Genomic DNA, 23,466 nt, shown 5'->3' with positions numbered 1-23,466 from the left:
CAGGCCTACTCCACGAACAGCCCCCGCGCCGCCGCCTTCGCGTCGAACTCCTCCAGCCGCGCCTGCGCGTCCGGCAGCGCGTCGCACATGGACTCCAGGAGCACTCGTCCCAGGAGCATCGGCGCACACGCGGTGTCGAAGGCGAGGCCGGTGCCGACGGCGGCCGGCAGGAGGAGGTCGCTGTGGCGGGCGACGGGGGCGAAGGTGGAGTCCGCGACGGTGACGACCGTCAGGCCCTCGCCACGCGCGTATTCCAGCGCCTCGACGACCTCGCGCGGGTGGCGGGGCAGCGCGAAGCACAGCAGGGTGCTCGCCCCGGCGCGCACGGCCGCGTCGATGCGGTCGGCGAGCAGCGTGCCGCCCTCGTCCAGGAGCCGCACGTCGGGGTGGACCTTGCGCGCGAAGTAGGCGAACCCGGCGGCCTGCGCGGTGGCGGCGCGCAGCCCGAGCACGGGCAGCGGCCGGGACCGGGCGAGCAACCGCCCGGCGCGGGTGACGGGTTCGGGGTCGGCGAGCAGCGAGGAGAGGTGGCGGAGGTTGTCGATCTCCGCCTGGACGGCCTGCTGGTATTCGTTGTACGAGCTGTCGCCGTCCGTCGCGGCGGCGGGGACGACGTCGCGCAGGTGCCGCCGAAGCGCGGGGTAGCCGTCGAAGCCGAGGGCGACCGCGAAGCGGGTCACGGAGGGCTGGCTGACGCCGGCGAGCTCGGCGAGCTCGACGCTGGAGAGGAAGGGCGCGTCGGCGGAGCGCCGCACCATGCAGTGGGCGATGCGCCGCTGGGTGGGGGTCAGCCGGTGGCCCTCGAAAAGCTTCTGCAGCCGGGCGGTGGCTTCGGGTTCGCCTCCGTTGTCGCTCATCGGGCCCTCCATCGGTCGTCGGCTGTGCGCGGTCCCGGACCACCTCGGCCATTCACCGATCCCGGGCTCTGCATGGAATTATGCAGGGCCCGGGGCGGCCGTGCGGCTCACACGGGTGGAAGCAGCTTCTTCTGCGGCTTGCCCATGGCGTTGCGGGGCAGCGCCTCCAGGAAGCGGACGCGACGGGGCCGCTTGTGGACGGAGAGGTGTCCGGCCACGAAGTCGATCAGTGCCTGCTCGCTCACGCCGTCGGCCACTACGTAGGCGACGATCTCCTGGCCGAGGTCGTCGTGCGGGACGCCCACGACGGCGGCCTCGCTCACGGCCGGGTGGTCGAGCAGGGCGTTCTCGACCTCGCCCGCGCCGACGCGGTAACCGCCGGACTTGATGAGGTCGGTGGAGGCGCGGCCCACGATGCGGTGCATGCCGTCGGGCTCGACGGTGGCGATGTCGCCCGTACGGAACCAGCCGTCCTCCGTGTGCGCCGCCGCGGTCGCCTCCGGGCGGCCCAGGTAGCCGGTGAAGAGGGTCGGCCCGCACAGCTCCAGCTCGCCGATGCCGTTCTCGGTCCGCGCGAGCCGCGTCCGCACGCCCGGCAGCGGCAGGCCCACCGAGCCGGGGCGGCGCTCGCCGTCGGCGCGGGTCGAGAGGGTGATGAGGGTCTCGGTCATGCCGTAGCGCTCGACGGGCCGCTGCCCGGTGAGCTGCTCCAGGTCGCGGAAGACGGGCGCGGGGAGCGCCGCGCTGCCCGACACCAGCAGCCGCGCCTTGCCCAGCGCGCGGGCGGCCGCCGGGTCGCGCACGACGCGGGACCACACGGTCGGCACGCCGAAGTAGAGGCTGCCGCCCGCCGCCGCGTACGCCTCGGGGGTCGGCCGGCCTGTGTGCACCAGGCGGCTGCCGGTGCGCAGCGCGCCCAGCACGCCGAGGACGAGGCCGTGCACGTGGAAGAGCGGCAGGCCGTGCACGAGGGTGTCCTCGGCGGTCCACTGCCAGGCGTCGGCCAGCCCGTCCAGGCCCGCGGCGACGGCGCCGCGCGGGATCTCCACGCCCTTGGGCGAGCCGGTGGTGCCGGAGGTGTAGAGGATCAGGGCGGTGGTGGCGGGGTCCGCCTCGGGGCCGGTCCAGTCGGCCCGTTCCCGTATGTCGACCGGGAGGTCTCCCCCGGCGCCCAGGACCAGCGCGGCGCCGGAGTCGCGCAGGATGTGGTCGCGCTCCGCGGGCCCGGCGTCCGGGGGCAGCGGCACCACGGGCACCCCGGCGAGCAGCGAGCCCACGACGGCCACCACGGTCTCCAGCGTGGCCTCCGCCTGTACGGCCACGCAGGGCGCGCCGGCGACGCGGGCGGCCACCGCCCGGGCGGCGCCCAGCAGTTCCTCCCGCGAGCAGGGGCGGCCGGCGACGGTGAGGGCGTCGGCGGAGTCGGTCCCTGTGGTGAGGGACGCGAGCAGGGGTACGGTCGGTCCGTGCACGTACTGCTCCTTCCACGGGGGCGGCGGCCGGGGCCTCCCCCACTGCGGATACGGGTGCTAGCCCCAGCGACGCGGGGCGGGCTCCGACCGTATCGTCACTGCCATGACGGCCCATGACCCCGACCTCAAGCCCGAGCTGCGCAAGGAACTCGACGCGACGCTCCAGACCCGCAAGGAGCTGGGTCCGGAGTACGAGCCCGAGCTGGTCGAGAGCTTCCTGGAGAAGGTCGACCACAAGCTCGACGAGGCGATCGACCGGCGGGTGCGCAGGCACCTCGCCGAGGCGCAGATGAGCGCCGCCCGCGGCACCCGCCCCGGCGCGGGCGGGCCGGGCGGCGGCAACTTCGGCGAGCGCTTCGGCTTCGCCGCGATCTCCCTGGTGCTGGCGATCCCGCTGTCGGCCATCGCCGTGGTGAACGCGCACCTGGCGGGCCTGGTGGTGTGCTGGGCGGGCATCGTGGGCGTCAACGCCCTCAATTCCTCGGGGGTGTTCCCCTGGCCGGGGCGGCGCAAGCCGGACTCCGACTGGAAGTAGCGGGAGTTCACGGGCGGTGCGCCGCGGGCGGTGACAGAGCCGCGCCCTGGTGACGGGCGGACACAGAACGCGGCCCCGCTTCCGGCGGGAAGCGCGGGGGCCGCCGCACCCCGGCCGTGGCCGGGGTCGGGACGACGGCGGTCCCCGCGAGGACACGGGCCCCGGCCTGGGCCGGTCCTCCGCGTCCGGACGGCCGTGGAGTCCGGGAGCCGCTCCGGAAGTCCTGCCGCCGCTTCGGGGTGCCGGCCCGGGAGCGCGCTCCCTGCCGACACCCCTCAATATGCCGGACCGTTGTTAAGCCCGTGCTGCGGGCGCGTGACGCATACGTACCTTTTACGGCTCGGGTGCGCCTCTTGCCGTTCACCTGACGCCGGCGGCCTTACTTGGCCGCGGTGCCGTTCGCGTCCTCGGCGAGGAAGGCGAGCAGGTCCTGACGGCTCACCACGCCCTTCGGCTTGCCCTCGACCAGCACGACCGCCGCGTCCGCGCTGCCGAGCACGGCCATCAGGCCCGCGACCGGCTCACCGGAGCCGACCTGCGGCAGCGGGGCGCACATGTGCTTCTCCAGCGGGTCGGAGAGCGAGGCGCGCTTGGCGAACAGCGCGTCCAGCAGCTCCCGCTCCACGACCGAGCCGACGACCTCGGCGGCCATCACATCGGGGTGCCCCGCGCCCGGCTTGACGATGGGCATCTGCGAGACGCCGTACTCGCGGAGCACCTCGATGGCCTCGCCGACGGTCTCCTCGGGGTGCATGTGCACCAGCGAGGGGAGCTCGCCGTCCTTGCGCTTGAGGACGTCGGCGACGCGGGCGGTCGCGCCGCCCTCGTCCAGGAAGCCGTAGTTGGCCATCCACTCGTCGTTGAAGATCTTGCTGAGGTAACCGCGGCCGCTGTCGGGCAGCAGCACGACGACGACGTCGTCCGGGCCGAGCCGCTCGGCGACGCGCAGCGCGGAGACGACGGCCATGCCGCAGGACCCGCCGACCAGCAGGCCCTCCTCCTTGGCGAGGCGGCGCGTCATCTGGAAGGCGTCCTTGTCGGAGACCGGGACGATCTCGTCCGCGACGCCCTGGTCGTAGGCGGTCGGCCAGAAGTCCTCGCCGACGCCCTCGATCAGATACGGCCGGCCCGAGCCGCCGCTGTAGACCGAGCCCTCCGGGTCGGAGCCGATGACCTTGACCTTGCCGCCGCTGGCCTCCTTCAGATAACGGCCGGTGCCGCTGATGGTGCCACCGGTGCCGACGCCCGTGACGAAGTGGGTGATCTTCCCCTCCGTCTGCTCCCAGATCTCCGGACCGGTGGTCTCGTAGTGGGAACGCGGGTTGTTGGGGTTGCTGTACTGGTCGGGCTTCCAGGCGTTGGGCGTCTCACGGACGAGGCGGTCGGAGACGTTGTAGTACGAGTCGGGGTGCTCGGGATCGACGGCGGTCGGGCAGACCACGACCTCGGCACCGTAGGCGCGGAGCACATTGATCTTGTCCATGGACACCTTGTCCGGGCAGACGAAGATGCACTTGTAGCCCTTCTGCTGGGCCACCATCGCCAGCCCCACGCCCGTGTTGCCGGACGTCGGCTCCACGATCGTGCCGCCCGGCTTGAGCTCCCCGGACTTCTCCGCGGCTTCGATCATCCGCACGGCGATGCGGTCCTTCACCGAACCGCCGGGGTTGAGGTACTCGACCTTGGCAAGGACGGTGGCCTGAATGCCTTCGGTCACGTTGTTGAGCTTCACCAGCGGGGTATTGCCAATGAGCTCAATCATCGAATCGTGATACTGCACGGTGATCTCCGCGGTCGGGGGCACTAGCGGCTGTCGCGTGCCCGTGTCTCCAGCCTATGCGCGTCCGCGCTTGGCGGGTGGGGTGCGGGTGATCTTCCGGGTTGCCGTCCGTGCCGCCTGCGGCGGGGGCGGCGCCCTGCGGGCGCGTGGGCTGGATGGTGCGGGTCCGTGGCGCCTGCGGCGGGCGGCCTCAAACGCCGGCCGGGCTGGATTCGCGGACCGTAGTCCGTAGCCTGCGACGCCGCACGAGCTGGATGGTGCGGGTCCGTCGCGCCTGCGGCGGGCGGCCTCAAACGCCGGCCGGGCTGATTTTGCGGACCGTAGTCCGTAGCCTGCGACGCCGCACGAGCTGGATTGCACGGACCGTGGCTCGTAACCGGCGGCGCCGACCAGGCTGGATGTACGGACCGCAGTCCGCAATCCCTGCGGCCCGCAGGCTACGGACTACGGTCCGTGCAATCCAGCCCGTCCGGCGTTTGAGGACACCGCGCGAAGCGCGGTCAGGGGGTCTGGGGCGAAGCCCCGCACGCGGCGGAGCCGTACATCAGACGCCGCCGGGAAGGGGCGGGGCAGGGGAACAAAGCGCCGCAGGCGAAGCCCCGCACGCGGCGGAGCCGCACATCAGACGCAGCCGGGAAGGGGCGGGGCAGGGGAAAAAGGCCCGCCGCAGGCGTACCCGTTTCGGGGAGGGGCGGGGCTGGGGAAAGAACCAGCAGCAGGAGGTGAAGCAGACCATGTCCATGTCGAGAGCGCGCGCAGCCCGCCGCATCGCCGCCGCGGCAGCGTACGGCGGCGGCGGCATCGGCCTGCTCGGCGCCACCGCGTTCGGCGTGCTGCTCACCGAGGCCCGGCTGGCCCGGCGGATCGTCGGCGGCCTGCACGAGGCACCCCCGCACGCGGACGGCCGCTACGGCTCGGCCTTCGTCCACCGGCTCGGCCGCGAGCCGCTGCTGCTCGGCGTCCTCGGCGACTCCACCGCCGCGGGCCAGGGCGTGCACCGGCCCCGCCAGACCCCCGGCGCCCTGCTGGCATCGGGGCTCGCCGCCGTCGCCGAGCGGCCGGTGGAGCTGCGCAACGTCGCGCTGTCCGGCGCCCAGTCGCACGACCTGGACCGGCAGGTGACCCTCCTCGTCGAGGACGGCGTCCGCGCCCCCGACGTATGCGTGATCATGATCGGCGCCAACGACGTCACCCACGGCATGCCCGCCGCCCGCTCCGTACGCCTGCTCTCCGACGCCGTCCGCCGGCTGCGCGAGGCGGGCAGCGAGGTCGTGGTCGGCACCTGCCCGGACCTGGGCACGATCGAGCCGGTCTATCAGCCGCTGCGGTGGCTGGCCCGGCGGCAGAGCCGGCAGCTGGCGGCGGCCCAGACGATAGGAGTGCTGGAGGCCGGAGGCCGTACGGTCTCGCTGGGCGCGCTGCTGGGGCCGGAGTTCGAGCAGAACCCCCGGGAGCTGTTCGGTCCCGACAACTACCACCCCTCCGCCGAGGGGTACGCGACGGCGGCCATGGCCGTGCTCCCCACCCTCTGCGCGGCGCTCGGCCTCTGGCCCGAGGACGAGGAGCGCCCCGACGCGGCCCGCCGCGAGGGCATCCTGCCGGTCGCTCGCGCGGCGGCGGAGGCGGCGGCCGAGGGCGGCACGGAGGTCACGGCGGCGCGTGGCCGGTGGGCGCTCCTGAAACACCGCAAACGGCGTCGCCTCCCGTCTCACACGGAGGCGACTCCGCACCACATGTGGTCCCGCGTCCCGCGAGGCTAGCCGCCTGCGGCGGGCGGCCTCAAACGCCGGCCGGGCTTGGGTTGTGGGTGCCGGGGGTGGGGCCTCCGGGCTGAGGACCTGGAACGCGGTGCGGGCACCGTGAGACGCATTGGGTGCCGTGACGACGCACCGCGTTCCAGAACCCCACCCTCCGACCCCACCCCCTCCCGCCGGAGAGCAACATCAGGTTCCGGGGCACGCCATACTTTGCTTTTCGCCGGGTGCGCCATGCTTTTGCTTTTCAGCCCGTTGGGGGCACCTCTGGGGGCACCCCCGGACGGAGTCTGGGGGAGGTAGCTGGGGGAGTTTGAGGACGCGCCCGAAGGGCGCTCTCCGCCGCAGGCGGCAACGGACCTGAGGTTCGGGGTCTGGGGCAGCGCCCCAGTTTCGGGGGTCTGGGGGCTTGCCCCCAGTTTCGGGAAGGGGCGGGGTAGGGGAACAAAGCCCGCCGCAGGCGGCCACGGCGAGACAGCCGGGGGTCCGGGGCACGCAGCCCCCACGCGGCGGAGCCGCACATCAGATGCAGCCGGGAAGGGGCGGGGTAGGGGAAAGAGCCCGCCGCAGGCGCCAACCGACCCGCAGCCACCAAAGCAACCGCACGGAAAGCGTACGCTTGCAAAAGAGGTCCGCATCACAGTGAAGCCCCCGTGACCCCAGCCCTACGCGCGGGTAACTTCCATCAGAGTCCAGCCCCCTCACGCCCCCTGGAGCCGTGATGCCCGAAGCCGTGATCGTCTCAACCGCCCGTTCCCCGATCGGTCGCGCCTTCAAGGGCTCGCTGAAGGACATGCGGGCCGACGACCTGACCGCGACGATCATCGAGGCCGCCCTCGCGAAGGTCCCCGGGCTCGACCCGCGCGACATCGACGACCTGATGCTCGGCTGCGGCCTGCCCGGTGGCGAGCAGGGCCACAACCTCGGCCGGATCGTGGCCGTACAGATGGGCATGGACCACCTGCCCGGCTGCACGATCACCCGCTACTGCTCCTCCTCGCTCCAGACGTCGCGGATGGCGCTGCACGCGATCAAGGCCGGCGAGGGCGACGTCTTCATCTCGGCGGGCGTCGAGACGGTCTCGCGGAGCGTGAACGGCTCCTCCGACGGCATGCCGGGCAGCCACAACCCCTTCTTCGCCGAAGCCGAGGCGCGTACGGCCGCCCGCGCGGAGCAGGGCGGGGAGGGGTGGCACGACCCGCGCGAGGACGGCCTGGTGCCGGACGCGTACATCGCGATGGGCCAGACCGCGGAGAACCTCGCCCGCCTGAAGGGGATCACCCGGCAGGAGATGGACGAGTTCGGCGTCCGCTCGCAGAACCTCGCCGAGGAAGCCATCAAGCAGGGCTTCTGGGAGCGCGAGATCACCCCGGTCACCACCCCGGACGGCACGGTCGTGAGCAAGGACGACGGGCCGCGCGCGGGCGTGACGCTGGAGGGCGTGCAGGGCCTGAAGCCGTCCTTCCGTCCGGACGGCCTGATCACGCCCGGCAACTGCTGCCCGCTCAACGACGGCGCCGCCGCCCTGGTGATCATGTCCGACACCAAGGCGCGGGAGCTGGGCCTGACCCCGCTCGCCCGGATCGTCTCCACCGGCGTCTCCGCGCTCTCCCCCGAGATCATGGGCTACGGCCCGGTCGAGGCGAGCGAGCAGGCGCTGCGCCGGGCCGGGCTCGGCATCGGTGACATCGACCTGATCGAGATCAACGAGGCGTTCGCCGCCCAGGTCATCCCCTCCTACCGCGCGCTGGGCGCCGACCTGGACAAGGTCAACGTCAACGGCGGCGCGATCGCGGTCGGCCACCCCTTCGGCATGACCGGCGCGCGCATCACGGGCACGCTCATCAACTCGCTCCAGTGGCACGACAAGCAGTTCGGCCTGGAGACGATGTGCGTGGGCGGCGGGCAGGGCATGGCGATGGTCATCGAGCGACTGAGCTGAGCTGCCGCGGAGTCCGTATGTGAACGTGACCGAATCGCCCCCAGGATGTGATGTGCGTCGTGAGGGCGATTCGTTTCCCCAGGTCAGGGATGTTGAAGGCACAACGTCCAGGACCTAGGTCCCGTCCGTTTCATGACGTTTCGCACTGGGGCCGTACGGCGCGGAGCGTCAACCTGAGGTAGGAATCTGGGGGATCCATAGCAACCGGGAGTACGTCAGTGAGCGCCATGAACCTTGCCCTGCTGCTGGCCGCTGCCTCGGCGGCGGCCGTGGGAGCCGCCGCCCTGTACAGCACCCGCGGCCTCCGCCGGCAGATCAGCGCCCTGCGTGCCGACCTCGCGGCGGCCGCCGCGACGGAGCGGCGCGGCATCGCCCCGGTGCCCGCGGCGCGCACCGCGCCCGCGGCGGCGGAGATCTCCGAGATACGTGCGGCCGTCGCCGACGCGCTGGCCGAGGAGCGGGAGCGGGAGCTGGCCGAGGCCCGCGCGTTCTGGGCCGCGCAGGAGAGCCGGGACCTCAGCACCGCCGCCGACGCCCCGTCGCTGCTGGGCGGGCTGCCCGGATTCGGTGACGACCTGCTCGCCCCCGAGGGCCCGTACGGCGGCTGTCTGCCCCGGCAGGCGGACTTCGTCGGACTGGATCCGCTCGACGCGGCGGACGGGTCCGAGGCGGACGGGTCGCCGGAGCTGGCGGCCGCGCGCCGCCGCCACCCCTCGCACCCCGACTTCACGCCCATGCCGCTGGTGGGCGACCACGAGAGCACCGTCGAGCGGCTCGGCGAGCTCGCGGACGCCCGCGTCCCGCTCACCGACGTGCGCCCCGGCCCGCTCGGCACCCTCGACGTCTATGCCTTCGCCGACGGCACCACGCTCTGCATGACCCCCGGCCACCGCGAGACCGCCGAGCGCCTCGCGGACGCGCTGCACGCCGGGGACGCGCCCGTGCTGCTGGGCGGTTCCGGCGTGTCCGGCGCGTACACCCTGACGTTCGGCTGCGCGGCGGAGCGGATCTACGTCCTCGCGGACCGCGTCATCGCCTCGCTGTAGTCGCGGGCGGGGTCAGAGCCCGCAGCGCTGCGCCGCGGCCTCGATCAGTGCCATCGCCTCGGCGGCCCCGATCCCCTCGGGCAGCGGCTTCCCGTCGGTCGCGGTGAGCGCTTCGGCCAAATCGTGACCGGCGACGGCCACTTGGTCAGCCACCGCGAACATGCCCGCTTCCGGCATCTCCCTCGGCTCGCCGGCCTCCGGTTCCTCGATCCGCTGGGTCCACGCCGCCAACTCGCGAGCGAGTGCCAGCGCTTCCGCGGCGGCTCCCCTGCTCAGGCGGGACTGCGGCAGGGCACGCAGCCGGTCGGCGAAACCGTCCACGGCGGCCAGAAGAGGCGTCAGATCATCCACGCCGTGAGCCTATGCGCTGTGGACGGACTGTTGCCAACGTCTGAACACTCAGGCACGGTGGCAGGAAGGACCATCATCCGACGCGTCCGGAGGCGCCGATGTCCCACGTCTTCTCCGACGAAACCCACCGGAATCTGCTCTCCCGGATCCCGCACTGCACCGGCCGCGAAGTGGCCGACTGGCTGCGCACGGTCGACGAGGGCCCCTCTCTCCTCCGCTTCGAGGAGAAGGTCAGCTGGCTGCGGGGAGAGCACGAGCTCGCTTACGGCCACGCCAAAGCGATTGTCCATGAGTACGACCTCCGGCGGGCGGCACGAAAGCTGCGGTAGCGGACGTACGCGATCCCCCCGGCCAAACCACCGACACCACGGCGCGCAACGGGGCACCCACGGCGAAGGGCCCGGGATCCACCTGGCAGGTGGATCCCGGGCCCTTCGTCAGTCACAGCGGACCGGCCCCGTGGGGTCAGTCGTCGCCCTGGAGGATGGAGACCAGGCGCAGCATCTCCAGATAGATCCACACCAGCGACATGGTCAGGCCGAAGGCGGCCGTCCAGGAGGCGTCGCGGGGGGCGCCGTACTGCACGCCGTCCTCGATCTCCTTGAAGTTCATCGCCAGATAGGCCGCGCCGAGCAGCACGCCGATGACACCGACGCCGATGCCGAGCGCACCGCTGCGCAGGCCGAGGCCGTCACCGCCACCGAAGGCGGCGAACAGCAGATTGACCATCGTCAGCAGGAAGAAGCCGATGGCGGCGGCCGTCACCACGCGGTAGAAGCGGTTGTTGACCCGGATCAGGCCGGACTTGTAGGCGATCAGCGTGCCGACGGCGACCGCCAGCGTGCCGAGGACCGCCTGCACCGCGGCACCGTCCGCGTAGCTGTTGTACGCCTTGCTGACGACGCCGAGGAAGACACCCTCGAAGAGGGCGTAGCCCAGGATGAGCGCCGGGGAGGGCTTCGACTTGAACGTCTGGACGATGGCGAGCACCGCGGCGACGATGGCGGCGCCGAAGCCGATCATCGGCGACAGGTCGGTGGCCCAGCCGAAGGCGGCGCCGACGATCACCAGGCCCAGCGTCATGGCCGTGCGCATGACGACGTCGTCCATCGTCATGCGGCCCGGGCGCGCGGGGGCGCCCTGCCGGAGGTCCGGCCCGCCCTGCGCGTAGGGGTTGGTGGGCTGTGCGTAGGGGTTGCTCGCGTAGGGGTTTCCCTGGGCCGCGGTCCCGGCCTGCGGCCCGGCGGTGAAGCCCGCGTAGCCGTTGTTGTCGCGGAACCCTCGCGAGAAGACCGGGTTGCTGCTCCTCATCTCACTCCTCCATGGCCACCGTGCGCGGCCTTGCGAACCAGGGTAATGGGTAGGCAAAGGAATGAGCTCGTACCGGGGGACGATCTTTTCTCCCCTGCCACAGGAGGAGAACGAGAACCGGGGGCAGTCGGTTCCCTACGGAGAGTGGGCGCCATGAAGCAGAAGAGTGCCCGGAGCCGGACTTGAACCGGCACGGCCCGAAGGGCCAGCGAGGTTTAAGCTCGCCGTGTCTGCATTCCACCATCCGGGCAGGGCTCTCGGGCGTGCGGGCGGGTAGGCGCGCGAGCCTCTCTGTTACAAGGAGAGCAGGATGAGCCTAGCCCGGGAGCGCCCCCCAAACAGCGGAACGAGGACCCGAGGTTGTCTTATTTTATTGGCAACTGAGGGAGCATCAGCGCAAGAACCACGTCAAAGGCACATGCCACGGGCCGATACCCCCTGCTCCGTGCCCCGCCCCCGGCCGCGACCGGAATTGTCGCAATCTCGACGCCGTTCGGTCAGGGTTTCCGTCATACCCAAGGAGGAGGCGACCGCTTCCGGATACCTCCGTGGTCTGCCCCGGGAACGGGAGCTGGGGCTGATCCCCGGGGCCGATCCACGACGGACGATGGTGTAAGTCCCCCGCACCCCGTCCCGATCGGAGCGCTCCACCGTGCGACCCTCCAGCTCCCCCCTCGGCGTCCAGACCGCCGCCCGCCCCACCGCGGTGGCGGCCCACGCCACGGATCTCACCAAGGTCTACGGACACGGCGAGACCCAGGTGGTCGCGCTGGACTCCGTCTCCGTGGAATTCCGCCAGGCCGAATTCACCGCGATCATGGGCCCGTCCGGTTCCGGCAAGTCCACGCTGATGCACTGCATGGCCGGCCTGGACACCGTCTCCCGCGGCTCCGCCCGCATCGGTGACACCGAGCTCACGTCGCTGGGCGACAAGAAGCTCACCCGCCTCCGGCGCGACAAGATCGGCTTCATCTTCCAGGCGTTCAACCTGCTGCCGACGCTGACCGCCCTGGAGAACATCACGCTCCCCATGGACATCGCCGGCCGCAAGCCCGACCAGAAGTGGCTGGACATGGTCGTCGACACCGTCGGCCTCTCCGGGCGCCTGAAGCACCGGCCCAACCAGCTCTCCGGCGGCCAGCAGCAGCGCGTCGCCGTGGCCCGCGCGCTGGCCGGCAAGCCCGAGATCATGTTCGCCGACGAGCCGACCGGAAACCTCGACTCCCGCTCCGGCGCCGAGGTCCTGGGCTTCCTGCGCAACTCCGTCCGCGAGCTCGGCCAGACCGTCGTCATGGTCACCCACGACCCCGTCGCCGCCTCCTACGCCGACCGCGTCGTCTTCCTCGCGGACGGCCGCATCGTCGACGAGCTGTACGACCCGACCGCCGACACCGTCCTCGACCGCATGAAGCGCTTCGACGCCAAGGGCCGTACGAGCTGATCACGCAGCCCGCCCCGCCAGCTCACGCCAGCCCACTCCCCCAGGACTGACCGACCATGTTCCGTACCGCCTTGCGCAATGTGCTCGCGCACAAGGCCAGGCTGCTGATGACCGTACTCGCCGTGCTGCTCGGCGTGGCCTTCGTCTCCGGCACCCTGGTCTTCACCAACACCATCTCGGACGCCTTCCAGAAGAGCTCCCAGAAGGGCTTCGACCACGTCGACGTCGCGATCCAGCCCCACACGGCGGACAGCGACCAGGGCAGGCCGGGCGAGGCGCCCAAGCTCACCCAGCACCTGCTCGACCAGGCCGGCAAGGTGCCCGGCGCCGCCTCCGCGACCGGCACCGTCGGCGGCTTCGCCGCGGTGGCCGACAAGCACGGCAAGCTCGTCGGCGAGGGCTTCAACTCCGCCGGCGCCAACTACTACCCCGGCGCCGACGGCAAGGACTCCCGCTATCCGCTGAAGGACGGCCGCGCGCCGCGGAACGCGAACGAGCTCGTCCTCGACGCCAAGACCGCCGACCGCGGCGGCTACAAGGTCGGCGACACCGTCCGCCTCTCGGTCGACGGCCCGGTCCTGGAGAAGAAGCTCACCGGCGTCTTCACCACCGACGACGGCAACGTCTCAGCGGGCGGCAGCCTCGCCCTCTTCGACACCGCCACCGCGCAGAAGCTCTACGGCCGGCCCGGCGAGTTCAGCGAGATCGACGTCAAGGCCGCCCCCGGCACCTCGCAGGACGCCCTGAAGAGCGCCCTCGGCAAGGTCATGCCGAAGGACGCCGAGGCCACCACCGGCAAGGAGCTCGCCGACGAGCAGGCGAAGGTGATCGCCCAGGGCATGGACGGCATGAAGACCGGCATGCTGGCCTTCGCGGGCATCTCGCTCTTCGTCGGCATCTTCATCATCGCCAACACCTTCACCATGCTGGTCGCCCAGCGCACCAAGGAACTGGCCCTGATGCGCGCCGTCGGCGCCAGCCGCGGCCAGGTCACCCGCTCGGTGCTCACCGAGGCGTTCGTCGTCGGCGCGGTCGCGGCCGTCACCGGCCTGCTCGCGGGCATCGGCATCGGCGCCGGGCTGCGCTCCCTGATGAACGGCGCCGGGGCCACCGTCCCCGACGGCCCGCTCGTCGTCTCCCCCGGCACGGTCGTCACCTCCCTGGTCGTCGGCATCGTCGTGACCATGCTCGCCGCCTGGCTGCCCGGCCGCCGCGCCGCGAAGATCCCGCCGGTCGCCGCGATGAACAGCGTGCACGCCGTAGCCACCACCCGCTCCCTGGTCGTGCGCAACACCATCGGCGCGCTGCTGTCCGGCGCGGGCATCGCCGCGGTCCTCGCCTCCACCGGCATGAGCGACGGCAAGGGCGTCATGGGGCTCGGCGCGGGCCTGCTGCTCATCGGCGTCTTCGTGCTCACCCCGCTGCTGTCCCGCCCGATGATCGCGGCCGCGGCGCCCGTCCTGCGCCTCTTCGGGATCTCCGGCAAGCTCGCCCGGCAGAACGCGGTCCGCAACCCGCGCCGCACCGCCGCGACCGCCTCCGCGCTGATGATCGGCCTCACCCTGATCACGGGCCTGACGGTCATCGCGGGCAGCGTGCAGCAGGCCATCGACAAGATGGCCACCTCCGCCATCAAGGCCGACTACGTCGTCTCCATGGCGTCGCACACCCCGCTCTCCCCCGACGTCGCCAAGAAGCTCGCGACCGCTCCCGGCGTCACCGCCAGCAGCCCGCTGCGCATGTCCGCCTCCCGGATCGACGGCGACCGCGAGCAGCTGACCGGCGTCGACGGCAAGAGCATCAAGGAGCTCACCAAGCTCGACTTCACCGCCGGTTCCTTCGACGGCCTCACCGCCGGCAAGGCGGTCGTCGACGAGAGCACCGCCAAGTCCCACGGCTGGAAGCTCGGCTCGACGGTGAACGCCACCTTCGAGGACGGCAAGCAGGGCAAGCTCACCGTCTCGGGCGTCTACAAGGGCAACGAGCTGATGCGCGGCATCATGGTCGACGCCTCGACCCTCGCCCCGCACCAGAGCGTCGTCAATGACCAGCAGGTCATGGTCAAGACGAAGGCCGGCACGAGCGAGTCGGCCAAGGACTCCCTGCGCACGGCCCTCGGCGACAACCCGGCCATCCAGATCCAGGACAAGAAGGACATCTCCAACGAGATAGCCAAGGCCATCAGCCTGCTGCTGAACATGCTCTACGGGCTGCTCGCCATGGCCGTGATAGTCGCCGTCCTCGGCGTCGTCAACACCCTCGCGATGTCCGTCTTCGAGCGGTCGCAGGAGATCGGCATGCTGCGCGCCATCGGCCTGGACCGCAAGGGCATCAAGCGCATGGTGCGGCTGGAGTCGCTGATCATCTCGCTCTTCGGCGGAGTGCTCGGCGTCGGCCTCGGCGTGTTCTTCGGCTGGGCGGCCGGTGAACTCATCGGCAAGAGCCTCGGCACGTACGAGATGGTGCTGCCGTTTGGCCGGATGGCCGTCTTCCTGCTGATGGCCGCGCTGGTCGGCGTCCTGGCGGCGCTCTGGCCTGCGCGGCGGGCGGCTCGGCTGAACATGCTCTCCGCCATTAAGGCGGAGTAGGCAGTCGCGGGTGCGGGTGCGGGGCGGGGCCGGGGTTTCCTTTCCCCAGCCCCGCCCCTTCCCGTAACTGGGGCTCGTGCCCCAGACCCCCGGCTGCCGGTCCGTTGCCGCCTGCGGCGGAGAGCGCCCTGCTGGGGGTCCCCCCGGACGAAGTCTGGGGGAGCGTCCTCAAACGCCGGACGGGCTGATTGTGCGGACCGTAGTCCGTAACCTGCGAGCCGCAGGTTACGGGTACCGCCCGTGCAATTCAGCCCGTCCGGCGTACGTGTTGCTAACCCCGCCACTCCCGCGCCCGCAGCGGCATGCCCGACGCCCCCGACTCCGGTGTGCGGACGGCCAGGACCTGGTTCACCCCGATGCGGTTGCGTTCGAAGGAGAGGGCGGACGCCGCCATGTAGAGGCGCCAGACCCGTGCGCGGCCGGGGGACGTCAGGCGGGCCGCGTCGTCCCAGTGGGACTCCAGGTTCTTCACCCACTGACGCAGCGTCAGCGCGTAGTGCTCGCGGATCGCTTCCACGTCCCGGACCTCGAAGCCGGCTTCCTCCAGCTGCGCGACGGTCCGGCCCACCGGGGCCAGCTCGCCGTCCGGGAAGACGTAGCGGTCTATGAACTCGTCCGTCTCGTAGCCCTCTTCGTCCATCAGCGGGCGCCGCGCGATCTGGTGGTTGAGCAGGCGGCCGCCCGGCTTGAGGAGGGCGTGCACATCGGCGGCGTACTCCGCGTAGCGCACGGAACCGACGTGCTCGGCCATGCCGATGGAGGAGATGGCGTCGAAGGGGCCGTCGGAGATCTCGCGGTAGTCCTGCACCCGGATCTCGACGCGGTCCGCGAGCCCGGCCTCGGCGACGCGCTTGCGGCCGTACGCGGCCTGCTCCTCGGAGAGGGTGATGCCGACCGCGCTCACGCCGTACTCGCGGGCCGCGTGCAGCACCATCGAGCCCCAGCCGCAGCCGACGTCCAGCAGCCGCTGGCCGGGCTGGAGGTCGAGCTTGCGGCAGACCAGGTCGAGCTTGGCCCGCTGGGCGTCCTCGAGGGTGCCGTCCGGGCTCTCCCAGTAGGCGCAGGAGTAGACCATGGAGGGGCCGAGCACCTTCTCGTAGAAGGCGTTGCCCACGTCGTAGTGGTGGCTGATGGCCTCTTTGTCGCGGCGCAGGGTGTGCAGGCGGCCGCCGGTCCTCGGGGCCTCCTCGCGCGGCGGGCGGGGCGGGAGGCCGGGGCCGCCGAGCTTGGCCAGTGTGGCGGCCGCGGCCCGCAGGCGCGGGTCGCGCGCGGCGGCCAGCAGGGCGGCCGGGCCGCTCTTGCGGCCGCTGTCCTCGCCGCGCTCCCAGAGCGTGCCGGCGAGCAGGTCGAGCGCTTCGTAGAGATCGCCCTCGACGTCGATCTCACCCGCGACCCAGGCGCGGGCCAGGCCCAGCTCGCCGGGCTTCCAGAGCAGCCGGCGGAGGGCGCGGCGGTGGCGGATGACCAGGGTGGGCGTACCCGGAGGGCCGTACTCGCTGCGGTCCCAGGCGCGGATCCGGACGGGGAGCGGCGCTCCCAGTACGTCTTCCACGAGCGTGGTGAGCCGTCGAGCGGCGTCGGCCATGTCGCACACCTCCATGATGCAAGGTCAGGAGAAACGTTCAACTGACACCTAAACACCAAGAGCGAGCCCGGTAGTCCCGTTCCGTCAGATTAGATCGGCACTCTGTCACTGGATACGCCGAAGGGCGTCCACCCCACGGATTGGTGGACGCCCTTCGGCGTATTGACCGCGGCGCGCGCGGCGGTGACCTTGCGTCAGGAAGCCTTGGCCTTGGTGCTGTCGGCCGGAGCGTCCTTCTTCACCTGGGGAGCGGGCTTGGCGGCCTCGTAGAACTCCTCGCGGGGGTTCTCCATGGCGCCGAGCGAGACGACCTCACGCTTGAGGAACATGCCCAGGGTCCAGTCCGCGAAGACGCGGATCTTGCGGTTGAAGGTCGGCATGGCCATGCCGTGGTAGCCACGGTGCATGTACCAGGCGAGACGGCCCTTGAGCTTGATCTTCATCTTGCCCATGACGATCATCGCGACGCCCTTGTGGAGGCCGAGGCCCGCCACCGCACCCTTGTTGGCGTGCTCGTACGTCTTCTGCGGGAAGCCCCGCATGCCCGAGACCACGTTGTCGCCGAGGACCTTGGCCTGGCGCAGCGCGTGCTGGGCGTTCGGCGGGCACCAGGCGTTCTCGTTGCCCGCCTTGCGGCCGACCATGTCCGGGACCTGGGCGTTGTCGCCCGCGGCCCAGATGTAGTCGGTGCCCTGGACCTGGAGGGTCTCGGAGGTGTCGACGTGGCCGCGCGGACCGAGCGGCAGGCCGAAGCGGGCCAGCGCCGGGTTGGGCTTGACGCCCGCGGTCCACACGATCGTGTTGGAGTCGACCTCCAGGCCGTTCTTCAGCACGACGTGGCCGTCGACGCAGGAGTCCATCGAGGTGGAGAGGTGGATCTCCACGCCGCGGCTCTCGAGGTGCTGCTTGCCGTAGGCGCCGAGCTTCGGGCCGACCTCGGGCAGGATCTTGTCCGCGGCGTCGACCAGGACGAAGCGCATGTCCTCGCGCTTGACGTTCGGGTAATACTTCGCGGCGTCGCGGGCCATGTCCTCGACCTCGCCGACCGTCTCCGCGCCGGCGAAGCCGCCGCCGATGAAGACGAAGGTGAGCGCCTTGCGGCGGATCTCCTCGTCGGTGGTCGAGTCGGCCTTGTCGAGCTGCTCGAGGACGTGGTTGCGCAGGCCGATGGCCTCCTCGATGCCCTTCATCCCGATGCCGTTCTCGGCGAGGCCGGGGATCGGGAAGGTACGGGAGACGGCGCCGAGCGCGACGACCAGGTAGTCGAAGGGCAGCTCGTACGCCTCGCCGACGAGCGGCGCGATCGTGGCTACCTTGCGGTCCTGGTCGATGGTCGTGACGCGGCCGGTGAGGACCTCCGCCTTGGGGAGCACGCGTCGCAGCGGCACCACGACGTGGCGGGGGGAGATACTGCCGGCAGCTGCTTCGGGGAGGAAGGGCTGGTACGTCATGTACGAGCGCGGGTCGACGACCGTGACGGTCGCCTCGCCGTACCGCATCTTCTTAAGGATGCGGCGCGCCGCGTACAGGCCGACGTACCCACCGCCTACTACGAGGATCCGTGGACGCTCCGTGGTGCTCATGTTTCGAGTATCCAGCACTCCGGACGGGGGTGCTCGTGAGCCCCTTCACAAGGAGTGGGGAGGGGTCTGCTACACTCCGCCGCCCCCGTGACCCATGCCATAGCGCTCCGGGGGAACCACGGTGTAGACGCGCGCGTTGAACACCCCCGCTGAACTGGCCTTGCGGCTTCGGCGAGGGGTGGACCACTGCCCCGCGGCGGCCCGCATAAGCGTCTCTTTAACTCGACAGATACCAGCCGGTATCCGGCTGCCGAAGGTTTGGAACGACCCAAACGGGGCACTTCGGCGCTTCGGCTTGCCTGACGCCTTGTTTTTTCATGTGAAGGATTTCACGAACTTTCCTCCACGGTGGCTCCCGAAGGGGGTTCCACAGGGCTTCCGACGGCCCCGCAGGGGCTCTCAGGAGCCCCTGCGCGACCCTTCGGCGCTCTCCTCAGGCGACACTCCAGGCGATGCCGTCCAGGATGTCGTGCTCGCTCACCACGACCTCCTGGGCGCCCGCCCGCTCCATCACGCGGCGGAGCACCAGCGCGCCCGCCGCGATCACGTCGACGCGGCCCGGGTGCATCACCGGGATCGCCGCGCGCTGCTCGTGCGTCGAGGCCAGCAGCATGTCGCTGATCTCCTGGACCCGCTCCAGGGAGATCCGCGCGTGGTGGATCGCCGCCGAGTCGTACTCCGGCAGTCCCAGCGCGATGGCCGCGACCGTGGTGACCGAGCCGGCCAGGCCCACGAGGGTGTGCGCCTCGCGCAGCGGCACCTTCTCCTCCGCGAGGTCCAGCGCCGCGTCGATGTCGGCCCGCATCGCGTCGAGCCCGCCGGAGGACGGCGGGTCGGCGACCACGCCGTCCGCCGCGAGGTGACGCTCGGTCATGCGGACGCAGCCGATGTCCACGCTGCGCGCGGCCCGGACGTGGTCGTCGCCGACGACGAACTCCGTGGAACCGCCGCCGATGTCCACGACCAGATACGGCCTGTCCAGGTCCTCGCGGCCGACGAGCTCCTTGGTCGCGCCGGTGAAGGAGAACTCCGCCTCCTGGTCGCCGCTGATCACCTCGGGCTCCACGCCCAGGATCTCCACGATCCCGCGCACGAACTCCGCGCGGTTCTCCGCGTCGCGGGAGGCGGAGGTCGCCACGAAGCGGGTCCGCTCGGCCTTCAGTTCGCGGATCACCTCCGCGTACTCCCGGCAGGCGGCGAAGGTGCGCTCCAGCGCCTCCTGGGCCAGCCGGCCCGTGCGGTCCACGCCCTGGCCGAGCCGGACGATCCGCATCCGGCGGTCGAGCTCGGTGAGCTCGCCGGTCGCCGGGTCGAGGTCGGCGACGAGCAGCCGGATGGAGTTCGTGCCGCAGTCGACGGCGGCTACGCGGGTCACTTCTCCTCGCCCCCGCACGGGTTGACGCACGGGCCCTTGGCCCACCACTCGGGCAGCATGGCGATCGCCTCGTCGCCCAGCGGGTTGACGCCCGGGCCCGCGGCCAGCGAGTGACCCACCAGCACGTGCAGGCACTTGACGCGGTCCGGCATGCCGCCGGCGCTGGGGAAGCCCTCCAGGACCTCGATCGCGTCACGGCGCGTGATGTAGTCCTCGTGCGCCTTCTCGTACGCCGCGGCGAGCTCCGGGTCGGTCTTCAGACGCTCCGTCATCTCCTTCATGACGCCGTCCGCCTCCAGCGTGCCGATCGCGGAGGCCGCGCGCGGGCAGGTCAGATAGAAGAGCGTCGGGAAGGGCGTGCCGTCCTCCAGCCGCGGCTGGGTCTCGACGACGTCGGGGTTGCCGCACGGGCAGCGGTGGGCGATGGCGCGCAGCCCGCGCGGCGGGCGGCCCAGCTGCTCCTTGAACGCCGCGATGTCCGCGTCGGTGGGCTCGGTGGGCTCGGTCTTCGGAGGAGGGGTGTCCATGTGCTCGCTCGTGCTCGGTCTCGGTGGAGGTCTCGGTGAAGCTCGGGGGGGGAGCTGCGTGGCGGGGGGGGGCGCGGTCAGCGGCCGGTGTCCGGGGCGTCCGAGGCGTCGGCCTGGTCCACGCCGTCCCAGAGATTGCTGTACCACGGGCGGTCGGCGGCGCCTTGGTCCTTGGGCCGCCGGGCGGCGGCGCTGCCGTCGACCACGCTGTAGCCGGTCTCGCCGGGGCGGAGATAGTGCAGGTGCTCGCGGGCCTGCTGCTCGACATACGCCGGGTCCTCCAGGCGCGCCTTCTCGTCCAGCAGCCGCTGCACCTGCTTGCGGGCCTGCTCGGTGCGCTGCCGCTGGCCGGCGATGTCCGAGCGCTGGGTGACCCATTGGCGCATCGGATAGGCGAGGGCGACGACCAGGGAGCAGACGACGAGCGCGAGCAGCGCCGCGCGCCCGGTGAGCCTGCCGCGGCGGCGGGTCCGCGCGCGGTACACCCGGGCCCGCGGGCCCCGCACCAGCGCCTTGAGTCTGGCCGCGGTCGAGAACCGGTCGCCCGCCACTTCGCCTCCCCGTGGTCTCTCGACAGCCTCGCCTGCGAACGTACGTCCCCGGCCACGGTACGGGACCGTGGCCGGGGACGTGGTGAGGCTGTGGATATCGCCCGGGGGTTTCCGCCCCCCGGCGGGTGTCAGCCCTTGAAGCGCGGGAAGGCGCTGCGGCCGGCGTAGACCGCGGCGTCGTCGAGGATCTCCTCGATGCGCAGCAGCTGGTTGTACTTCGCGACGCGCTCGGAGCGGGCCGGGGCGCCGGTCTTGATCTGGCCGCAGTTGGTGGCGACGGCGAGGTCGGCGATGGTGACGTCCTCGGTCTCGCCGGAGCGGTGCGACATCATGCACTTGAAGCCGTTGCGCTGGGCCAGCTCGACGGCGTCGAGGGTCTCGGTCAGCGAGCCGATCTGGTTGACCTTGACCAGCAGGGCGTTGGCGGCGCCCTCCTCGATGCCGCGGCCGAGGCGCTCGGGGTTGGTGACGAACAGGTCGTCACCGACGATCTGCACCTTGTCGCCGAGGCGCTCGGTGAGGGTCTTCCAGCCGTCCCAGTCGTCCTCGAACAGCGGGTCCTCGATGGAGACCAGCGGGTACGCGGCGACGAGCTCGGCGTAGTAGTCCGTCATCTCGGAGGCCGAGCGGGACTTGCCCTCGAAGTTGTACGAGCCGTCCTTGTAGAACTCGGAGGCGGCGACGTCCAGGGCGAGCGCGATGTCCTGGCCGGGGGTGTAACCGGCCTGCTTGATGGCCTCGAGGATGAGGTCGAGGGCCTCGCGGTTGGAGCCCAGGTTCGGGGCGAAGCCGCCCTCGTCGCCGAGGCCGGTGGACAGGCCCTTGGCCTTCAGCACGGACTTGAGGGTGTGGTAGACCTCGGCGCCCCAGCGCAGGGCCTCGGAGAAGGACTCCGCGCCGATCGGGGCGATCATGAACTCCTGGATGTCCACGTTGGAGTCGGCGTGCGACCCACCGTTGAGGATGTTCATCATCGGAACGGGCAGCAGGTGCGCGTTCGGGCCGCCCAGGTAGCGGAACAGCGGCAGGTCGGAGGCCTCGGACGCGGCGTGCGCGACGGCGAGGGAGACGCCGAGGATGGCGTTGGCGCCGAGCGAGCCCTTGTTGTCGGTGGCGTCCAGGTCGAACATGGCCTGGTCGATCAGGCGCTGCTCGGTGGCGTCGTAGCCGACGAGCTCCGGGCCGATCTGCTCGATGACGGCCAGGACGGCCTTCTCGACGCCCTTGCCGAGGTAACGGTTCTTGTCACCGTCACGGAGCTCGATGGCCTCGAAGGCACCGGTCGAGGCACCGGACGGCACGGCGGCACGGCCCGTGGAGCCGTCGTCGAGGCCGACCTCGACCTCGACCGTGGGGTTGCCTCGCGAGTCGAGGATCTCGCGAGCTACGACGACGTCGATGGACGGCACGAGGGTCTCCTTCGTGTGTGTCTGGAGTTCTGCGAGCACGAGCCTAACGGGCGGCGGGGGGTCGCCCTGCCGTCGGGACGGCCCACGGGCCGAAAAATGCCACAAAGGCGCAGATGGCGGGGCGAATGGCGGCAATGTTCGCTGAGCGATGAAGTGGGCCGGGGTTGGGTGCGGGTTGCTTTGCGCCTGCGGCGGGCTTTTGTTCCCCTACCCGCCCCTTCCCGAAACCGGGGAGACCCCGGACCCCTACCCGGCTTCGCCGGGTGTCCTCAAGCGCCGGACGGGCTGGATGTGCGGTCCGTAGTCCGTTGCCTGCGACGCTGGATTGCGGGCCGCAGGTTACGAACCCACGCTCCGTGCAATCCAGCCCGTCCGGCGTTTGAGGACACCGCGCGTCAGCGCGGTCAGGGGTCTGGGGCGAAGCCCCAGTTTCGGGAAGGGGCGGGGTAGGGGAACAAAGCGCCGCAGGCGCAGTCAAGCCGCACCCGGGCACGGGTCCGGGGCGGAGCCGCGCATCAGATGCTGCGGGAAGGGGCGGGGCCGGGGAAACAAACGAACCCCGCTCCGGCGCGCTCGGGGTACGCGTCGGGGCGGGGCCGTGGGGCTGAGGCGTCAGCTCAGGTGCAGGTGCTGACCCGGGAAGATCAGGTCGGCGTTGTCGACGACGTCCTTGTTGAGGTCGTAGAGCTTCTCCCAGCCGCCCTTGACCTTGTTCGCATCGGCGATCTTGCCGAGCGTGTCGCCTTCCTTGACCTCGTACTCGCCGTCACCCTTCTTCACCGTCTTCGGGGCGGCGTGCTTCGGCGCGGTCTGCTTCGGGGCCGGGGCGGCCTCGGACTCGTCCTCGTCGGAGCTCTGCGCCTGCGGCGCGGCGTGCTTCGGGGTGGTCTTCTTCGGCGTGGCCTGGCGCTCGCTGCGGTCGGCGTGCGACTTCGTGGAGGTGCCGCGGTCGGCCTTCTCCGAGCCGGAGGTGTCCGCGCCGGCACCCGAACCACCGGGGGTCATGCCGGACACGGCGCAGCCCCAGGCGCCCGGGCCCTGCATGGCGAGGAGCTTCTCGGCGACGGCGATCTGCTGGGACTTGCTGGCGTGGTCGGCTCGGTCGGCGTAGCTCTGGCCGCCGGCGGCGTTCCAGGAGGACTGCGAGAACTGCAGGCCGCCGTAGTAGCCGTTGCCGGTGTTGATGGACCAGTTACCGCCGGACTCGCACTGGGCGACCTTGTCCCAGGTGGAGACGGAGGCGGCGTTCGCGGAGGTCGCGATCATCAGCGGGGCCGCGACCGCGGCGCCGGTGACACCGGCGAGCGTGACGATGCGGACGGCCTTGGACGGACGACGGTGCTTGCCCTTGGACATGAG

General features: G+C 71.5%; 19 protein-coding genes and 1 tRNA gene. 7 read left to right on the top strand and 13 right to left on the bottom strand.

What is annotated here, in order from left to right:
- Nucleotides 1-5: 5 nt before the first annotated feature.
- Together ACFY1P_RS28810 and ACFY1P_RS28805 are read right to left on the bottom strand one after the other, a co-directional pair.
- On the bottom strand, nt 6-857 hold the full coding sequence (locus ACFY1P_RS28810; RefSeq protein ID WP_390752234.1) for a MurR/RpiR family transcriptional regulator: 852 nt from the start codon (nt 855-857) through the stop codon (nt 6-8).
- A gap of 107 nt (nt 858-964) precedes the next feature.
- Entirely contained in the window at nt 965-2,329 is a 1,365-nt protein-coding gene (locus ACFY1P_RS28805) for an acyl-CoA synthetase (protein WP_390752233.1), read from the bottom strand.
- 103 nt (nt 2,330-2,432) lie between these two features.
- On the opposite strand from ACFY1P_RS28805, the gene ACFY1P_RS28800 reads away from it, so the two are divergent.
- Complete coding sequence (locus tag ACFY1P_RS28800) at nt 2,433-2,864, top strand: hypothetical protein (protein WP_361523104.1); 432 nt, start codon at nt 2,433-2,435, stop codon at nt 2,862-2,864.
- Between the two features lie 379 nt (nt 2,865-3,243).
- Here the strand turns inward: ACFY1P_RS28800 and ACFY1P_RS28795 are convergent, their stop codons facing one another.
- Nucleotides 3,244-4,644 (bottom strand): cystathionine beta-synthase, encoded by a 1,401-nt coding sequence (locus ACFY1P_RS28795; RefSeq protein ID WP_361523107.1) that lies wholly within the window; start codon nt 4,642-4,644, stop codon nt 3,244-3,246.
- Nucleotides 4,645-5,378: 734 nt separating this feature from the next.
- Between ACFY1P_RS28795 and ACFY1P_RS28790 the strand changes: the two genes are divergently transcribed.
- From ACFY1P_RS28790 to ACFY1P_RS28780, 3 genes are all read left to right on the top strand, one after another.
- The gene (locus ACFY1P_RS28790) at nt 5,379-6,404 is read left to right on the top strand and encodes an SGNH/GDSL hydrolase family protein (protein WP_361523110.1); all 1,026 of its coding nucleotides are present in this window, start codon (nt 5,379-5,381) and stop codon (nt 6,402-6,404) included.
- 715 nt (nt 6,405-7,119) lie between these two features.
- Entirely contained in the window at nt 7,120-8,340 is a 1,221-nt protein-coding gene (locus ACFY1P_RS28785) for an acetyl-CoA C-acetyltransferase (protein ID WP_390752232.1), read from the top strand.
- A 218-nt stretch (nt 8,341-8,558) separates the two neighbouring features.
- On the top strand, nt 8,559-9,386 hold the full coding sequence (locus ACFY1P_RS28780; protein ID WP_361525501.1) for a hypothetical protein: 828 nt from the start codon (nt 8,559-8,561) through the stop codon (nt 9,384-9,386).
- A gap of 12 nt (nt 9,387-9,398) precedes the next feature.
- Here the strand turns inward: ACFY1P_RS28780 and ACFY1P_RS28775 are convergent, their stop codons facing one another.
- Entirely contained in the window at nt 9,399-9,737 is a 339-nt protein-coding gene (locus ACFY1P_RS28775) for a hypothetical protein (RefSeq protein WP_361525498.1), read from the bottom strand.
- 98 nt (nt 9,738-9,835) lie between these two features.
- Here ACFY1P_RS28775 and ACFY1P_RS28770 point away from each other — a divergent pair, with 98 nt between their 5' ends.
- On the top strand, nt 9,836-10,066 hold the full coding sequence (locus ACFY1P_RS28770; protein WP_361525495.1) for a DUF4287 domain-containing protein: 231 nt from the start codon (nt 9,836-9,838) through the stop codon (nt 10,064-10,066).
- A gap of 136 nt (nt 10,067-10,202) precedes the next feature.
- Here the strand turns inward: ACFY1P_RS28770 and ACFY1P_RS28765 are convergent, their stop codons facing one another.
- Together ACFY1P_RS28765 and ACFY1P_RS28760 are read right to left on the bottom strand one after the other, a co-directional pair.
- A complete protein-coding gene (locus ACFY1P_RS28765) occupies nt 10,203-11,048 on the bottom strand; it encodes a Bax inhibitor-1/YccA family protein (protein WP_361525492.1) in 846 nt (281 codons plus the stop codon).
- Nucleotides 11,049-11,215: 167 nt separating this feature from the next.
- Nucleotides 11,216-11,298, bottom strand: a tRNA-Leu gene (locus tag ACFY1P_RS28760).
- Between the two features lie 402 nt (nt 11,299-11,700).
- On the opposite strand from ACFY1P_RS28760, the gene ACFY1P_RS28755 reads away from it, so the two are divergent.
- Nucleotides 11,701-12,489 (top strand): ABC transporter ATP-binding protein, encoded by a 789-nt coding sequence (locus ACFY1P_RS28755; protein WP_361525489.1) that lies wholly within the window; start codon nt 11,701-11,703, stop codon nt 12,487-12,489.
- Nucleotides 12,490-12,545: 56 nt separating this feature from the next.
- A complete protein-coding gene (locus ACFY1P_RS28750; RefSeq protein ID WP_361525487.1) occupies nt 12,546-15,077 on the top strand; it encodes an FtsX-like permease family protein in 2,532 nt (843 codons plus the stop codon).
- Between the two features lie 271 nt (nt 15,078-15,348).
- On the opposite strand, the gene ACFY1P_RS28745 is transcribed toward ACFY1P_RS28750, so the two are convergent.
- The 7 genes from ACFY1P_RS28745 to ACFY1P_RS28715 all read right to left on the bottom strand — a co-directional run bounded on the left by ACFY1P_RS28745 (nt 15,349) and on the right by ACFY1P_RS28715 (nt 23,463).
- The gene (locus ACFY1P_RS28745) at nt 15,349-16,662 is read right to left on the bottom strand and encodes a class I SAM-dependent methyltransferase (RefSeq protein ID WP_361525484.1); all 1,314 of its coding nucleotides are present in this window, start codon (nt 16,660-16,662) and stop codon (nt 15,349-15,351) included.
- A 194-nt stretch (nt 16,663-16,856) separates the two neighbouring features.
- Nucleotides 16,857-18,245: an NAD(P)/FAD-dependent oxidoreductase gene (locus ACFY1P_RS28740; protein WP_361525481.1), complete on the bottom strand. Its 1,389-nt coding sequence runs from the start codon at nt 18,243-18,245 to the stop codon at nt 16,857-16,859.
- Nucleotides 18,246-18,678: 433 nt separating this feature from the next.
- Nucleotides 18,679-19,620, bottom strand: coding sequence for an exopolyphosphatase (locus ACFY1P_RS28735; RefSeq protein WP_390752231.1), 942 nt, complete (start codon nt 19,618-19,620; stop codon nt 18,679-18,681).
- Entirely contained in the window at nt 19,617-20,147 is a 531-nt protein-coding gene (locus ACFY1P_RS28730) for a DUF501 domain-containing protein (protein WP_361525475.1), read from the bottom strand. Before ACFY1P_RS28730 ends, ACFY1P_RS28735 begins: the two co-directional genes overlap by 4 nt.
- A gap of 77 nt (nt 20,148-20,224) precedes the next feature.
- The gene (locus ACFY1P_RS28725; protein ID WP_390752230.1) at nt 20,225-20,698 is read right to left on the bottom strand and encodes a septum formation initiator family protein; all 474 of its coding nucleotides are present in this window, start codon (nt 20,696-20,698) and stop codon (nt 20,225-20,227) included.
- Nucleotides 20,699-20,826: 128 nt separating this feature from the next.
- A complete protein-coding gene (eno, locus tag ACFY1P_RS28720; protein WP_116212154.1) occupies nt 20,827-22,107 on the bottom strand; it encodes a phosphopyruvate hydratase in 1,281 nt (426 codons plus the stop codon).
- 612 nt (nt 22,108-22,719) lie between these two features.
- Nucleotides 22,720-23,463 (bottom strand): transglycosylase family protein, encoded by a 744-nt coding sequence (locus tag ACFY1P_RS28715; RefSeq protein WP_361525468.1) that lies wholly within the window; start codon nt 23,461-23,463, stop codon nt 22,720-22,722.
- Nucleotides 23,464-23,466 lie beyond the last annotated feature (3 nt).

The sequence above is a fragment of the Streptomyces sp. NPDC001407 genome, assembly GCF_042895325.1.
GTDB lineage: Bacteria > Actinomycetota > Actinomycetes > Streptomycetales > Streptomycetaceae > Streptomyces.
Note: the sequence above shows the minus strand (reverse complement) of the source record. Positions and strands in the feature narration are given on the sequence as shown.